Source organism: Lactobacillus melliventris (genome assembly GCF_013346935.1).
Lineage (GTDB): Bacteria > Bacillota > Bacilli > Lactobacillales > Lactobacillaceae > Lactobacillus.
Window position 1 is genome coordinate 103,922 of record NZ_JAAEEB010000004.1, and the last position, 14,176, is coordinate 118,097.

Here is a 14,176-nt window from a genome sequence, read left to right on the forward strand (position 1 = left end):
CTAATTATTAATTTCTTCAACTGAAATCAAGTGGGCAATTTTCATCAATGCACCACGAGTTGCAGCATTGTCTGGTAAAGTAGTTGTACTGTTAATTCTACCTAAACCAAGAGCTTTCACAACTTTTCTTTGGTTAGGCAGACGGTGTGCAGCACTTCTAATTAAAGTAACTTTTAATTCAGTCATTTATCCTGTCTCCCTAATCTAATTCAGCGTGACGAAGCTTTTCAACGTCTTCACTTGTTCTAAGTTTCTTCAAACCATCTATTGTTGCACGAACAACATTAATTGGAGTATTAGAACCAAGTGACTTGGAAGTAACATCAGCAATACCAGCCATATCCATAACGATACGAACGGCACCACCAGCAGCAACACCAGAACCAGCTGGAGCAGGTTTAATCATAATATTACCTGAGCCATAATGACCAATTACTTCATGAGGAATAGTAGTGCCAACCTTAGGAACTTTGATCATGTTCTTTTTACCAGCTTCAACGGCCTTACGGATTGCTTCTGGAACTTCTTGAGCTTTACCAGTACCAAAGCCTACACGACCTTTTTTGTCGCCAACGATTACCAAGGCAGCAAATCTCATTCGTTGACCACCCTTGACAACCTTGGTGACACGATTAATTGCTACTAACTGATCTTCGATGTCGTCCTTATTTCTGCGATTATTGCGAGAATCGTTGCGGTTTGCCATGTATTTATCTCCTTTCCTAGAACTCTAATCCGTTTTCACGAGCGGCATCTGCCAAAGCTGAAATACGGCCGTGGTATAAATAACCACTTCTGTCAAACACTACACTAGTAATGTTTTTAGCTTTCGCTGCTTCAGCAATATTCTTGCCAACAGCTTGAGCTTGTTCTACTTTAGTCTGATCCTTAGCTACAGCATCATCTAAAGTTGAGGCACTTGCTAGCGTTACACCCGCTACGTCATCAATTAATTGAGCGTAGATGTTTTTGTTTGAACGGAAAACGCTTAAGCGTGGGCGCTCAGCAGTACCAGAAATTTTGCTACGAATACGTTTGTGACGCTTTAAGCGCAATTTGTTCTTATCTGGTTTTGAAATCACAATTTCACCTCAAAAATTATTTTCTATTTACCTGTCTTACCTTCCTTACGACGTACATATTCGTCAGTATAACGAATACCTTTACCTTTGTAAGGCTCTGGTGGACGTACATCGCGAATTTCAGCAGCAAATTGTCCAACATTTTGCTTAGAAATTCCTTCTACTTCAATGTCTGTAGCTGAAGTAGCTTTCACTGAAACACCTTCTGGTGCAGTCATTACAACTGGGTGTGAATAACCAACATTTAAAGTTAGCTTATTACCTTGTGCTGTTGCACGGTAACCAACACCGATTAACTTTAAAGTTTTCTTATATCCATCAACTACACCTTCAACCATAGAGGCTAAATTAGCTCTCTCGGTACCATGAAGAGCTTTGTCGCTTTCACTAGAACGTGAGAAGTTAATTTTACCATCTTCTTGTTTAAAAGTGATTTTTGGATCGAAATATCTGGTTAATTCACCTTTAGGTCCTTTAACAGTGATATTGTCACCCTTCTTGGTAACAGTGACACTATCTGGGACTTCAATTGTTTTTAAACCGATACGGCTCATTGATTGTTCTCCTTTCTGTCAGAATTACCATACATAGGCGATAACTTCGCCACCAACATCTTTTTGTCTTGCTTCCTTGTCGGTAATTACACCAGCAGAAGTAGAAACGATGGCAATACCTAAGCCATTAAGTACCTTAGGTAAATTTTCAGCGCTCACGTAAGTTCTAAGACCTGGCTTAGAAATTCGCTTTAAGCCTGAAATGACACGTTCTCCGTCAGGACCATATTTCAGGAAAATCTTAATCATACCTTGCTTGTTGTCATCGGTAACTTCGTAATCACGGATGAAGCCTTCGCGTTTCAAAATTTCTGAAATAGATTTTTTAATATTTGATGCAGGAACTTCAACTGAATTATGTTTTGCCATATTAGCATTTCTAATTCTAGTCAAGTAATCTGCGATCGGATCTGTCATGACCATTTATGCTATCCTCCTATCCGTATTACCAACTAGCCTTTTTAAGGCCAGGAATTTGACCTTTGTGAGCTAAATCTTTCAAGCAAATACGGCATAAGCCAAACTTACGATAAACAGAGCGTGGACGACCACATCTCTCGCAACGAGTGTATTCACGTGAAGAAAATTTAGCAGGACGATGATTTCTAATTTTTTGTGATGTCTTAGCCATTAATGTCCTCCATTATTTTGCAAACGGCATACCAAATTGACTTAGAAGTTCTCTAGCTTCCTCATCTGTATTGGCAGTAGTAACGATAACAACATCTAAACCCCTAGTTCTATTAACTTTATCAAAGTCAATTTCTGGGAAAATTAATTGTTCCTTAATACCTAAAGTGTAGTTACCACGACCATCAAATGAACGGCTTGAAACACCGCGGAAGTCGCGAACACGAGGAAGTGAAACACTGATTAACTTATACAAGAAGTCATACATTCTATCTCCTCTAAGTGTAACCTTAGCACCGATAGACATACCTTCACGCAAGCGGAAGTTAGCGATTGACTTTTTGGCTTTTGTTACCAAAGGCTTTTGACCTGAAATTAAAGTTAATTCTTCAACAGCTTCGTCTAAGTTTTTAGCGTTGGAAACAGCATCACCAACACCCATGTTCAAAACGATTTTCTCAATCTTTGGTACTTGCATAACTGAGCTGTAATCAAACTTTTCTTGCAATGCAGGAACAATTTTTTCTTTATATTCTTGAGCTAAATAATTTGCCATTTGTGTCCTCCCTTCTACTTCTTAGTTTCTTCTTTATTATCATTTGCTTTGCCTTCAGACTTTGCAATGACTTTAACGTTTGATGCGTGAATTGAACCTTCTGATTCAACCACACCACCATTAGCATTAGTCTGTGAAGGCTTTTGGTGTTTCTTAATCTTATTAACGCCTTTAACAACCACACGGTTCTTTTTAACATTAACAGATAAAACAATGCCTTCTTTACCTTTGTCTTTTCCGGCAATAACTTTTACTTTGTCACCAGTTTTAACAAACATCAGTGCACCTCACTTATTATAAGACTTCAGGAGCAAGAGAGACGATTTTCATAAAGTCGTGCTCACGCAGCTCACGTGCAACAGGCCCAAAGATACGAGTACCGCGTGGGCTCTTATCTGCATTGATAACTACTCCAGCATTTTCATCAAACTTGATGTATGAACCATCTTCACGACGGGCGCCTGATTTTGTTCTAACAATGACGGCCTTGACAACGTCACCTTTTTTGACAACGCCACCTGGTGTTGCTTGTTTAACAGTTGCTACCACAATATCACCAATGTTACCAGTCTTACGTCTTGATCCACCTAAGACTCTAATAACTAAAAGTTCTCTGGCACCTGAGTTATCAGCAACCTTCAAACGGGATTCATTTTGAATCACTATATAATCCTCCCCTCACTAAATCCGCAAAATTAAACAGATTTTTTAACAATTTTAACTAAACGAAAGCGCTTTGTACGAGATAATGGACGAGTTTCCATGATACGAACAGTATCGCCAACTTTAGCTTCATTTTTATCATCTTGTGCGTAGTATTTCTTTGAATATCTGATACGCTTCTTGTAAACAGGGTGATTCTTATAAGTATCAACAACTACAGTGATAGTTTTGTCATTCTTATCAGAAATTACTTGGCCTTGATATACGTGACGATGATTTCTTTCGATTGATTCGCTCAAGTTAATAACTCCCTTCCACTAATCTTTTTCCAATGCTTTTTCACTAAGAATTGTTTTAATTCTAGCAATATTTTTACGGACTTTGCTTAGGCGAGCGGTATTTTCTAATTGACCCGTTGCTTGTTGAAAACGCAAATTAAAGAGTTCTTCTTTATATTGCTTTTCTTTGTCTAACATTTGATCAGTGGTTAATGCTCTGATTTCCTTAGCCTTCATTAGAATTGCCACCTACTTCCGAACTTCTAGACACGAACTTACATTTAATTGGAAGCTTAGTTGCAGCAAGTCTCAAAGCTTCACGAGCAGTTGCTTCGTTAACGCCACCAATTTCAAACATGATCTTTTCTCTCTTGACTACAGCTACCCAGCCTGCTGGTGCACCTTTACCAGAACCCATACGTACACCAACACCTTTAGCAGTGTAAGACTTTTGAGGGAAAATTCTAATCCAAACTTTACCGCCACGCTTCATATAACGAGTCATCGCAACACGAGCAGCTTCGATTTGTTGAGTAGTAATCCAGTGGGATTCAAGGGCTTCTAATCCATATTCACCAAAAGCGATAGTTTTACCACCCTTAGCGGCACCACGCATTTTACCACGAAACTCACGACGGTGTTTTACCCTTTTTGGTACTAGAGGCATTATTTGTTTCCTCCCTTCGCAGCTTTTTCGGGCTTCTTACTTTTAGAAGGTAAGATTTCACCCCGGTTAATCCATACTTGAACGCCAATTTCACCATAGGTGGTGTAAGCATTTACCCAAGCATAATCAATATCAGCTCTTAAAGTTTGTAATGGAACACGGCCTTCTGTATGCCATTCTCTTCTTGCCATGTCAGCACCATTTAAACGACCAGAAGTTTGTACTCTGATTCCTTTAGCACCGGCACGCATTGTCCTTTGAGTTGCCTGACGAGTAGCACGTCTAAAAGCAATACGAGCTTCAAGTTGACTAGCAATACTTTCAGCTACCAATTTAGCATCAAGATCTGGCTTCTTAATTTCAACAATATTAACGTGAACCTGTTTTTTAGTCAAAGCATTTAATTCTCTTCTCAATGCTTCAACTTCAGAACCACCTTTACCAATCACCATACCTGGTTTAGATGTATTGATTGAGACGTTGATTCTATTGGCTGCACGTTCAATTTCAACAGTAGAAACAGAGGCATTCTTTAATTTCTTATCAATGAATTTTCTGATGCGCAGGTCTTCATTTAAGGTTTCTTTGTATCCTCTGTCAGCATACCATTTAGATTCCCAGTCACGTATCACGCCGAGACGAAAACCATTTGGGTTAATTTTCTGACCCATTAATATACCTCCCTTAATCGTTCTTTTCTGACACTACTACAACTACATGACTAGTTCTCTTGTTAATCGGAGAAGCCATACCCTTGGCACGTGGTCTAAATCTCTTTAAAGTAGCTCCCTCGTTTACGTATGCTTCAGACACATAAAGATTAGCACTTTCAAGATCGTAATTGTGTTCTGCATTTGCAATTGCTGAGCGTAAAACTTTTTCAACGATTGGGGAAGCAGCTCTAGGCGTAAATTGCAAGATTGCCAATGCTTCAGCTACGTCTTTGCCACGAATCAAATCAACGACTAAACGTGCTTTTCTTGGAGCAATACGAACTGTTCTTGCCTCTGCCCTAGCTGAACTAACTTGTTCTGCCATTTAAGTGTTTCTCCTTTCTCTATTTTGAAGTAGCCTTGTCGTCAGATGTCTTGTGTCCGCGGAAAGTTCTCGTTGGAACAAATTCACCTAACTTATGACCAACCATGTCCTCAGTAATGTATACTGGAACATGCTTTCTACCATCGTAAACAGCTATAGTCAAACCAACAAAAGAAGGAAAAATAGTTGAACGACGTGACCAAGTTTTAATAACCTGTTTTTTATCTGTGTCTGCTTGTGCATCAACTTTCTTTAATAAAGATGCATCAGCAAAAGGCCCTTTTTTAATACTACGGCTCATTAAATTACCCTCCTTCTATTATTTGCTACCCTTACGGTGACGAACAATCAATTTCTCGCTGGCTCTCTTACTATTTCTAGTCTTAATACCACGAGCTTTCTTGCCCCATGGAGTCATCGGTTGTGGACGACCTACAGGAGCCTTACCTTCACCACCACCATGTGGGTGATCGTTAGGGTTCATTACGGAACCACGAGACTGTGGGCGTCTACCCAACCAGCGACTACGTCCAGCTTTACCTAATTGGATTAATGAATGTTGTTCATTACCTACGACACCGATAGTTGCACGACAAACTGATAAAATCTTGCGAACCTCACCACTTTGTAATTTAACTAATGTGTACTTACCATCATTACCCAAAACTTGAGCGCTGGCTCCAGCACTTCTAACAAGCTGACCACCTTTGCCAGGTCTTAATTCAATATTATGAATTGAAGTACCAGTTGGAATGTTCTTTAAAGGCAAAGCATTTCCTGGTTTAATATCTGCGTTAGCACCAGATTCAACCACATCGCCGACTGTTAAACCTTTTGGTGCCAGGATATAAGCTTTAATACCGTCAGTGTAGTGAAGAAGTGCAATATTAGCAGTTCTGTTTGGATCGTATTCGATAGCCTTAACTACAGCTTTAGCATTGTCTTTATTACGCTTAAAATCGATGATACGGTATTTTTGCTTATGTCCACCGCCACGGTGTCTACTTGTAATATGACCATAAGAGTTACGACCTGCAGTATGTGATTGTGACTCAAGTAGGGTACGTTCTGGTTTGCTCTTAGTAATTTCAGCAAAGTCAGAAGTAGTCATATTACGGCGACCATTTGTGGTTGGCTTATAAATTTTAATAGCCAATTGACTGACCTCCTATTACTTATTTTCTTCTTTATTGTTGCTATCGTCTTTGAAAATTTTGATATCGTTTGAATCTTCAGTTAAGGTAACTATTGCCTTACGGGTACGAGCGGTTTTGCCTGAATAACGGCCAACACGCTTATCCTTACCACGAACATTCATGATATTAACTTTTTTAACCTTAACATCAAAAATTTCTTCAACAGCATCACGAACTTGAGTCTTGGTTGCAGTTAAAAGCACGTTGAAAGTGTACTTCTTATCATCCATTAAGTTCGTTGACTTTTCAGTAATGACAGGTCTTAAAATGATATCATGTGCACTCATTTCGCTGAAGCCCCCTCAACATTCTTTTCAATCTTTTCAATAGCTTCTTTAGTCAAAACTAATTTGTCATAATTAACAACATCTTCAACATTCAAGCCATTAGCAGTGATTACCTTAACGTTTGGCAAGTTTCTAGCTGAATATTGAACATTCTTATCATCAGAAACAACTAAAACTTTGCCTTCAACTTTTAAGCCGTCCAAGATTGACTTGAATTCTTTGGTCTTAGGAGCTGACATTGTCAGTTGATCTAAAACTACTAAATCTTCATCAAGCAATTTTTGGGAAAGAACAGACTTGATAGCCAAGCGCCGTTGCTTTCTTGGCATTGAGTATGCGTAAGAACGTGGAGTTGGTCCGAAAACTACACCACCGCCACGCCATTGTGGGGAACGGATAGAGCCTTGACGAGCACGTCCAGTACCCTTTTGTTTCCAAGGCTTCTTACCACCGCCGCGAACAGCGGATCTATTTTTGACCTTTGAGGTACCTTGACGTCTGCCAGCTCTCTGTCTGATAATTGCGTCAAAAACTACGCTTTCATTTGGCTTAATACCAAATACATCATCATTTAAAGTAACTTCACCAGCGTCTTTGCCTTTTTGATCGATAACTTTTAAATTAGCCATTCTAGTCCTCCTTCCTATTTATTAGTCTTTACAGCAGATCTAACAGTAAGCAATGAATTCTTAGCACCAGGTACATTACCCTTGATTAATAATACATTCTTATCTGCTACAACTTTTTCAATTACTAAGTTTTCAATGGTAACTTTCTTCATCCCCATGTGTCCTGGCAGGCGTTTGCCCTTAGGAACACGGTTGATGATGGAACCCATTGAACCAGGAATTCTGTGATATCTTGAACCGTGAGTTTCTGGTCCACGTGATTGGCCCCAACGTTTAATGTTACCTTGGTATCCATGACCTCTTGTAGTACCAGTGACGTCAACTACGTCACCTTCCTTAAATGTGTCCACAGTAACTTCTGAGCCGACTTCGTAGTCCTTAAGCTCAACTCCGCGGATTTCACGTATGAAGCGCTTAGGCGAAGTCTTTGCTTTTGCAGCATGACCTTTTTCTGGTTTGTTGCTCAAAACTTCACGCTTGTCTTGGTATCCTAATTGAATTGCTTCGTAGCCGTCAGATTCAACTGTCTTAACTTGCATAACAACGTTAGGAGTTGCTTCAACAACAGTTACAGGCACAAGGATACCATCTTTAGTGAAGATTTGGGTCATACCAACTTTTCTTCCTAAGATTCCTTTGGTCATGATTACACCTCTTTCTTTTAAAAATTAAAGTTTAATTTCGATGTCAACACCGCTTGGTAAATCAAGCTTCATTAAAGAGTCAACAGTCTTAGGTGTTGGATTTAAAATATCGATTAAACGCTTATGCGTACGAATTTCAAATTGTTCACGTGAATCTTTGTTCTTATGTGGTGAACGTAAAACAGTAAACAATACCCTTTCTGTTGGCAGTGGAACAGGACCTGAAATTTCAGCTCCAGTTCTCTTAGCAGTAGCTACAATTTTAGCAGCTGATTCATCGAGAATACCATGTTCGTATGACTTAAGTCTGATACGAATTGATTGACTTGCCATTAAATTACCTCCTCAACGTCTTCTTTAAAAGATGACTAGCTTCCACAAAAATTCCCGGCACTACCTCTGTGGCAATGCAGCCTGGTGTGCCGCAACCTTTTGTATCAACGCTTTACAACAAAATGTGCTTTTAGGGCAGAAAAAGCCCTAGACACACAAAAGATAGTATACCTGTTTTAAGCTTGAATATCAAGGCTTAAAGGATATTTTTCTTGACTTTATATCAGCAATTATAAAATTTTAACTTTTATAAAGTAATATTTTTTAGCAGCAACTAAAATACAACAGGGAATATTTTATAGCAATGTTTTTGCTCAATTTGGTGAAAATAACTAGGTTAGGTTGACATGACAAAATCTAGTTTATAAAGACAGAGTTTATTATTAAAATTACATTGCGCATAAAAAAGAGCTACTGGATCTACCAATAGCTCTTATATCAATTTTAAAATTATACCCCATTAACTATCAGAAATTATTCTGCGTTACCCCCACGCTTTTTAATAATTTCTTCTTGGATAGATTTAGGAGTTGGTGAATAGTGGTCAAAGACCATTGTAAACGTACCACGACCCTGTGTTGAAGAACGCAAAGTAGTAGCATAACCAAACATTTCTGCAAGTGGAACCATTGAATTCAACACCTTAGCTCCAGCACGGTCTTGCATATTATCCATTGTACCACGACGAGCTGTAATGGAACCCATTACGTCACCTAAGTAATCTTCAGGTGTGATTACTTGAACCTTCATAATAGGTTCAAGGATAACAGCACCAGCTTTAGGAGCCGCATTTCTCAAAGCCAATGAAGCAGCAACCTTGAAGGCAGCTTCAGATGAGTCGACTTCGTGGTAACTACCATCATAAAGTTTAGCCTTGACATCAATCAACGGGTAACCAGCTAAGATACCATTTTTCATGGATTCTTGCAGACCTGCATCAACAGCTGGAATGAATTCGCGAGGAACAACACCACCAACAATGGCGTCTTCAAATTCGTAACCTTTTCCTCTTTCATTTGGAGTAAATTCAATCCAAACGTCACCGTATTGACCCTTACCACCAGACTGACGAACAAACTTACCTTGTGCTTTAGCGGGCTTAGTAAAGGTTTCACGATAGGCAACTTGTGGTTCACCAATCTTAGCTTCAACATGGAATTCACGCTTCATACGTTCAACCATGATTTGCAGGTGCAATTCACCCATTCCGGAGATCAAAGTTTGACCAGTTTCTGCATTAGTTTCTGCTCTAAAAGTTGGATCCTCTTCAGTCAATTTTTGCAAGGCAACATCAAGCTTATCACGGTCAGCTTTAGATTCTGGCTCAATTGAAACTTGAATAACTGGATCTGGAACTTCCAAACTTTCCAAAATTAATGGGTGGTCAGGATCAGTTAAGGAATCACCAGTAGTAGTGTTCTTTAACCCAATGGCACCAGCAATATCACCTGAGAAGACTTCAGGAATTTCACTTCTTGAGTTGGCATGCATTTGCAACAAACGGCCAACACGTTCACGGCCATTCTTTGAAGCATTCAAAACATATGAACCTGATTCAAGTGAACCAGTGTAAACACGAATATAAGTTAAACGACCAACAAATGGGTCAGTAGCAATCTTAAATGCTAAAGCAGAGAATGGCTTTTCATCTCCAGCAACTAGTTCAACTTCCTCACCAGTTTTTGGATCGTGAGCAACATAAGGCTTAACATCTAATGGAGATGGTAAGTAGTCAACCACACCATCAAGCATCATCTGCACACCCTTGTTCTTGAATGCTGAACCTGCAAATACTGGGAAAATCTTCAAATCCAATGTAGCTTTACGAATAGCAGCCTTTAATTCATCAACGGAAATTTCGTCACCATTAAGATACTTTTCCATGATGTCATCATCAACGTCTGCTACTTGTTCAATTAACTCACCGCGACGCTTTTCTGCTTCTTCTTTATACTCATCAGGAACAGGAATAGTGTCCCACTTGGAACCAAGTTTATCTTCATCATAAACATCAGCTACCATGTTGAGTAAGTCGATAACACCCTCAAAGCTCTCTGCAGAACCAATTGGCATTTGAACAGCCAGAGCATTGGCATTTAAACGTTCATGTAAAGACTTAACAGAATTATCAAAATCTGCACCAATCTTGTCCATCTTGTTTACAAAAACAATTCGAGGAACACCGTAAGTTTCAGCTTGACGCCAAACATTTTCAGTCTGAGGTTCAACTCCGGCTTGAGCATCAAGAACAGTAACAGCACCATCAAGTACACGAAGTGAACGCTCTACCTCAATAGTGAAGTCAACGTGTCCTGGGGTATCGATAATGTTAATTCTGTAATCATGCCATTGTGCTGTAGTAGCAGCTGAAGTAATGGTAATACCACGTTCTTTTTCTTCATCCATCCAGTCCATTTGGGAATCACCCTCATGGGTTTCGCCGATTTTATGGATTTTTCCAGTGTAATAAAGAATACGCTCGGTAGTAGTAGTCTTACCCGCATCAATGTGGGCCATAATACCAATGTTACGTGTTTTTTCTAATGGAAATTCACGCTTATTAGCCATAGATTTTTTCCTTTCCCTAAAAAATTAGAAACGATAGTGTGCAAATGCACGGTTGGCTTCAGCCATACGGTGAACATCTTCACGCTTTTTAACAGCTGAGCCAGTATTGTTTGAAGCATCGATAATTTCATTAGCTAAGCGTTCATCCATAGTATGTTCATTACGTAAACGAGCATATGAAACTAACCATCTTAAACCAAGAGTAGTTCTTCTTTCAGGACGAACTTCTACTGGGATCTGGTAGTTTGAACCACCAATACGGCGTGCTCTAACTTCCAAAACTGGCATAATATTGTTCATAGCTTCTTCAAAAACATCGAGTGGCTCCTTGCCAGTCTTTTCTTTAACAATGTCAAAAGCATCATAAAGGATTGAAGATGCCTTAGCTCTCTTACCATCAATCATTAAGTGGTTGATCAACTTGGTTACGAGCTTTGAATTGTATACTGGATCCGCTAAAATATCTCTTTTAGCAACATGTCCTTTTCTAGGCATTATTTACTCCTCCTTAATCTTTCTTGGCACCGTACTTGGAACGGCCTTGCTTTCTACCATCAACACCCGCAGTATCTAACGCACCGCGGATAATGTGATAACGAACACCAGGAAGGTCCTTTACACGACCACCACGAATTAAAACAACTGAGTGCTCTTGCAAATTATGGCCTTCACCTGGAATGTATGCAGTTACTTCGATCAAGTTTGAAAGACGAACACGAGCATATTTCCGTAAAGCTGAGTTTGGCTTCTTTGGTGTCATGGTACCGACACGAGTAGCTACTCCACGCATTTGAGGTGCTGGGTTAGCTACTAGCTCTTTCTTCATACTGTTGTAGCCGTAGCTTAAAGCAGGTGACTTTGATTTAGTCGTCTTGTTGTGACGGCCTTTTCTTACCAATTGGTTAATGGTTGGCATTAAATTTTCCTCCTAAAAAAATTATTTTGTTCACACATCCAGGAGTTTCTTTTTTTTGGTCCCAGATAAATCTTCAAAATACACATTGACTATTGTACTCGCTTGAATTAAAAATGCAAATTATTTTTATTAGCTAAAAAATTTATATCAGTTTTTTCGTATTTAGTTCTAGTGGGGTAATGAAATGAACTTGATTTTTAAAATTAGCAATTTTTTGATTGGAACCTGTCTGGCTTCTCATGCCTGCGTTATTGTCGAAAGATTTGGAAAAGAAGACTTTATTTTTAGCCGGTCAAAATGCACTAACTGTAATCAGCAACTAAACATATTTGATGAGATACCATTGATTTCTTATTTATTACTCAAAGGTCGGTGTCGTTATTGCAAAGTTCAGATTCCTACTGAATATTTTGTAACAGAATTTTTAGGAGGGGCTGCTTTTCTTAAGATCGATTTTAGTAATCCTCATGATGCAATCACAGCAATTATCTTGTTTAACATACTTCTAGCTGCTATCAGTGACTATCAGTCAAAAGAGTTCGATATTGCTTTCGTTGTTCCTGCCTTTTTTATTTCAGCTTTGCGTATAATTAAAACTTTTGAGCAAATCAATATTACAGATTTAGTTGAGTTTTGTCCCATTTTTTTACTTTTTCTTTATGAAACAATAAAACATAAAATTGGCAAGGGAGATTTATTGATCTACCTTATCTTAACTTTTTGTTTTGACCCTAAATTTGCCAATTTAACTTTTTTAACTGCCTCAATTATTTTACTTAGCTTTTTTATTGGTGGTGAAGTAAGCAAAAATGAACCTGTAGCATTTATTCCCTTCATTTATATTGGATTAATCATTCAACTTTTATGTAAATAAAAGGCTGCATCTTAAATAAAATAAGATGGCAGCTCCTATAAACCATAAAATTATTTTTTCAAGCATATGTTAACTGTATCTTGCCATCAAGCTCTGAAAACTTGGCAGCAGTACTAGGGCTAATACTACCCCAACTGCTCCTTGAATGGTATTGGTAAAAAGACTGGCAAAGCCTGCGGCCCAAGTATAAAGGACTGTGTTAGTGACAAAATACCCGCCAACCATCAAAAATACTCCTATAACTCCGGCAACAGCTCCCTTAACTACTTGATTTTTTAAGTTCCAGTATCTAAAGACTAATCCAACAAAGAAACCTTCTAAACCATGGACAACAAGAGAAAAGAGCATAAACTGGCCGTATCCACCCAGAAGATCAAGTAAAAATCCGGAAAGACCACCAACTACACCTCCAGCTACAGGACCAAACAAAAGTGCCACTAAATAAATAATTGCATCACATAAATTAATATTACCGTGAGTCAACGGCATAGGAATAATGAAAATTCGACTAATAACGACGTTAATCGCAGTTAATAATGCTAATAATACAAGTCTCTTTAAAGAAAAATCATTTTCCCTCAACTTCAACATCCCCCTCATTATTTTTCTGATTATATCATTTTTTAATCATAACATCACTAATTATTCATAAAATTCCAAATTATAGCATATATCCGTTGTTCTTAACATTAAATATGATCCAGTTTTTTCACTTATTTTCTAATCAGGGCAAGTGTTCAACTTCATTTTACAATTTACCTTCTTTTATGTTTTAGACCATGATAAAATCTTATATATAAAATTAATTAAGGGGAAAAATCATGCACTATATTTTATCTGCAATAATACGTGGAGGTATACCCTTTATTATTATGAGTATACTTTCCGGGATTATGAAATTACAGCACATTGACAATTATAGCGTCCAGTCAACTTTTCTTACCGGATTAATAATAACAGCAGTTGCAGCAACCTCTGTTATTTATGATGTCAAAAGTTGGTCATTAACAAAACAATCTGTCATTCATTTTCTAATCATGCTGGTTACCGTATATCCTTGTTTAGTATTCAGCGGCTGGTTCCCAACTAAATCAATACTAGACTTAGTAAAAATATTTGGTTTCTTTCTGATTGTTGGCATTATTTTATGGACAATATCATATATTCTATTTGGTAGGATTTTTAAAGTAATAAATTTGAACAAACAAAAAACTGCTCCGTTAGGAATTTCTAACGGAACAGTTTTTTTGATTAATTGAGT

26 protein-coding genes are annotated in these 14,176 nt (G+C 38.3%); 2 read left to right on the forward strand and 24 right to left on the reverse strand.

The window, feature by feature from the left end; all coding sequences use genetic code 11:
- From rpmD to rpsL, 23 genes are all read right to left on the reverse strand, one after another.
- Positions 1 to 186: a 50S ribosomal protein L30 gene (gene rpmD, locus GYV61_RS04945; RefSeq protein ID WP_046325346.1), complete on the reverse strand. Its 186-nt coding sequence runs from the start codon at positions 184 to 186 to the stop codon at positions 1 to 3.
- A gap of 13 nt (positions 187 to 199) precedes the next feature.
- A complete protein-coding gene (gene rpsE, locus GYV61_RS04950) occupies positions 200 to 706 on the reverse strand; it encodes a 30S ribosomal protein S5 (protein WP_046325347.1) in 507 nt (168 codons plus the stop codon).
- A gap of 16 nt (positions 707 to 722) precedes the next feature.
- Positions 723 to 1,082, reverse strand: coding sequence for a 50S ribosomal protein L18 (gene rplR / locus GYV61_RS04955; protein ID WP_046325348.1), 360 nt, complete (start codon positions 1,080 to 1,082; stop codon positions 723 to 725).
- A gap of 23 nt (positions 1,083 to 1,105) precedes the next feature.
- The gene (gene rplF / locus GYV61_RS04960; RefSeq protein WP_034980425.1) at positions 1,106 to 1,636 is read right to left on the reverse strand and encodes a 50S ribosomal protein L6; all 531 of its coding nucleotides are present in this window, start codon (positions 1,634 to 1,636) and stop codon (positions 1,106 to 1,108) included.
- Positions 1,637 to 1,660: 24 nt separating this feature from the next.
- Positions 1,661 to 2,059: a 30S ribosomal protein S8 gene (gene rpsH / locus GYV61_RS04965; RefSeq protein WP_046325349.1), complete on the reverse strand. Its 399-nt coding sequence runs from the start codon at positions 2,057 to 2,059 to the stop codon at positions 1,661 to 1,663.
- A 22-nt stretch (positions 2,060 to 2,081) separates the two neighbouring features.
- Complete coding sequence (locus tag GYV61_RS04970) at positions 2,082 to 2,267, reverse strand: type Z 30S ribosomal protein S14 (RefSeq protein WP_034980430.1); 186 nt, start codon at positions 2,265 to 2,267, stop codon at positions 2,082 to 2,084.
- A 12-nt stretch (positions 2,268 to 2,279) separates the two neighbouring features.
- Complete coding sequence (rplE, locus tag GYV61_RS04975) at positions 2,280 to 2,822, reverse strand: 50S ribosomal protein L5 (protein WP_046325350.1); 543 nt, start codon at positions 2,820 to 2,822, stop codon at positions 2,280 to 2,282.
- A gap of 14 nt (positions 2,823 to 2,836) precedes the next feature.
- The gene (rplX, locus tag GYV61_RS04980) at positions 2,837 to 3,100 is read right to left on the reverse strand and encodes a 50S ribosomal protein L24 (protein WP_046325351.1); all 264 of its coding nucleotides are present in this window, start codon (positions 3,098 to 3,100) and stop codon (positions 2,837 to 2,839) included.
- Between the two features lie 16 nt (positions 3,101 to 3,116).
- Positions 3,117 to 3,485, reverse strand: a complete 369-nt coding sequence (gene rplN, locus GYV61_RS04985) for a 50S ribosomal protein L14 (RefSeq protein ID WP_034980437.1) — start codon at positions 3,483 to 3,485, stop codon at positions 3,117 to 3,119.
- Between the two features lie 32 nt (positions 3,486 to 3,517).
- Positions 3,518 to 3,784 carry a 30S ribosomal protein S17 gene (rpsQ, locus tag GYV61_RS04990; RefSeq protein ID WP_034980439.1) on the reverse strand — a complete coding sequence of 89 codons (267 nt, stop codon included), beginning with the start codon at positions 3,782 to 3,784 and terminating at the stop codon, positions 3,518 to 3,520.
- Between the two features lie 18 nt (positions 3,785 to 3,802).
- On the reverse strand, positions 3,803 to 4,000 hold the full coding sequence (gene rpmC, locus GYV61_RS04995; protein ID WP_046325352.1) for a 50S ribosomal protein L29: 198 nt from the start codon (positions 3,998 to 4,000) through the stop codon (positions 3,803 to 3,805).
- A complete protein-coding gene (rplP, locus tag GYV61_RS05000; RefSeq protein WP_046325353.1) occupies positions 3,990 to 4,430 on the reverse strand; it encodes a 50S ribosomal protein L16 in 441 nt (146 codons plus the stop codon). The genes rpmC and rplP overlap by 11 nt, the downstream gene beginning before the upstream one ends.
- Positions 4,430 to 5,101, reverse strand: coding sequence for a 30S ribosomal protein S3 (gene rpsC / locus GYV61_RS05005; RefSeq protein WP_046325354.1), 672 nt, complete (start codon positions 5,099 to 5,101; stop codon positions 4,430 to 4,432). The genes rplP and rpsC overlap by 1 nt, the downstream gene beginning before the upstream one ends.
- 13 nt (positions 5,102 to 5,114) lie before the next feature.
- Complete coding sequence (rplV, locus tag GYV61_RS05010; protein ID WP_034980453.1) at positions 5,115 to 5,468, reverse strand: 50S ribosomal protein L22; 354 nt, start codon at positions 5,466 to 5,468, stop codon at positions 5,115 to 5,117.
- Between the two features lie 19 nt (positions 5,469 to 5,487).
- Positions 5,488 to 5,769, reverse strand: coding sequence for a 30S ribosomal protein S19 (gene rpsS / locus GYV61_RS05015; protein ID WP_038523755.1), 282 nt, complete (start codon positions 5,767 to 5,769; stop codon positions 5,488 to 5,490).
- 18 nt (positions 5,770 to 5,787) lie between these two features.
- Positions 5,788 to 6,624, reverse strand: coding sequence for a 50S ribosomal protein L2 (gene rplB, locus GYV61_RS05020; RefSeq protein WP_034980459.1), 837 nt, complete (start codon positions 6,622 to 6,624; stop codon positions 5,788 to 5,790).
- Positions 6,625 to 6,639: 15 nt separating this feature from the next.
- Positions 6,640 to 6,951, reverse strand: coding sequence for a 50S ribosomal protein L23 (gene rplW, locus GYV61_RS05025; protein ID WP_046325355.1), 312 nt, complete (start codon positions 6,949 to 6,951; stop codon positions 6,640 to 6,642).
- Positions 6,948 to 7,580 carry a 50S ribosomal protein L4 gene (gene rplD, locus GYV61_RS05030; RefSeq protein ID WP_174795013.1) on the reverse strand — a complete coding sequence of 211 codons (633 nt, stop codon included), beginning with the start codon at positions 7,578 to 7,580 and terminating at the stop codon, positions 6,948 to 6,950. Before rplD ends, rplW begins: the two co-directional genes overlap by 4 nt.
- Positions 7,581 to 7,594: 14 nt before the next feature.
- Positions 7,595 to 8,224, reverse strand: a complete 630-nt coding sequence (gene rplC, locus GYV61_RS05035; protein ID WP_046325357.1) for a 50S ribosomal protein L3 — start codon at positions 8,222 to 8,224, stop codon at positions 7,595 to 7,597.
- Positions 8,225 to 8,248: 24 nt separating this feature from the next.
- Positions 8,249 to 8,557 carry a 30S ribosomal protein S10 gene (gene rpsJ / locus GYV61_RS05040; protein ID WP_045928455.1) on the reverse strand — a complete coding sequence of 103 codons (309 nt, stop codon included), beginning with the start codon at positions 8,555 to 8,557 and terminating at the stop codon, positions 8,249 to 8,251.
- Positions 8,558 to 9,031: 474 nt separating this feature from the next.
- Complete coding sequence (gene fusA / locus GYV61_RS05045; RefSeq protein WP_046325358.1) at positions 9,032 to 11,125, reverse strand: elongation factor G; 2,094 nt, start codon at positions 11,123 to 11,125, stop codon at positions 9,032 to 9,034.
- Between the two features lie 24 nt (positions 11,126 to 11,149).
- The gene (gene rpsG / locus GYV61_RS05050) at positions 11,150 to 11,620 is read right to left on the reverse strand and encodes a 30S ribosomal protein S7 (protein WP_034980476.1); all 471 of its coding nucleotides are present in this window, start codon (positions 11,618 to 11,620) and stop codon (positions 11,150 to 11,152) included.
- 13 nt (positions 11,621 to 11,633) lie between these two features.
- Positions 11,634 to 12,041: a 30S ribosomal protein S12 gene (rpsL, locus tag GYV61_RS05055; RefSeq protein ID WP_110446429.1), complete on the reverse strand. Its 408-nt coding sequence runs from the start codon at positions 12,039 to 12,041 to the stop codon at positions 11,634 to 11,636.
- A gap of 184 nt (positions 12,042 to 12,225) precedes the next feature.
- On the opposite strand from rpsL, the gene GYV61_RS05060 reads away from it, so the two are divergent.
- Complete coding sequence (locus tag GYV61_RS05060; RefSeq protein ID WP_174795014.1) at positions 12,226 to 12,915, forward strand: prepilin peptidase; 690 nt, start codon at positions 12,226 to 12,228, stop codon at positions 12,913 to 12,915.
- Positions 12,916 to 12,984: 69 nt separating this feature from the next.
- On the opposite strand, the gene GYV61_RS05065 is transcribed toward GYV61_RS05060, so the two are convergent.
- Positions 12,985 to 13,497, reverse strand: a complete 513-nt coding sequence (locus tag GYV61_RS05065) for an ECF transporter S component (protein ID WP_238786753.1) — start codon at positions 13,495 to 13,497, stop codon at positions 12,985 to 12,987.
- Between the two features lie 239 nt (positions 13,498 to 13,736).
- Between GYV61_RS05065 and GYV61_RS05070 the strand changes: the two genes are divergently transcribed.
- Complete coding sequence (locus tag GYV61_RS05070) at positions 13,737 to 14,174, forward strand: DUF3021 family protein (RefSeq protein ID WP_174795016.1); 438 nt, start codon at positions 13,737 to 13,739, stop codon at positions 14,172 to 14,174.
- The last annotated feature ends 2 nt before the right edge of the window (positions 14,175 to 14,176 follow it).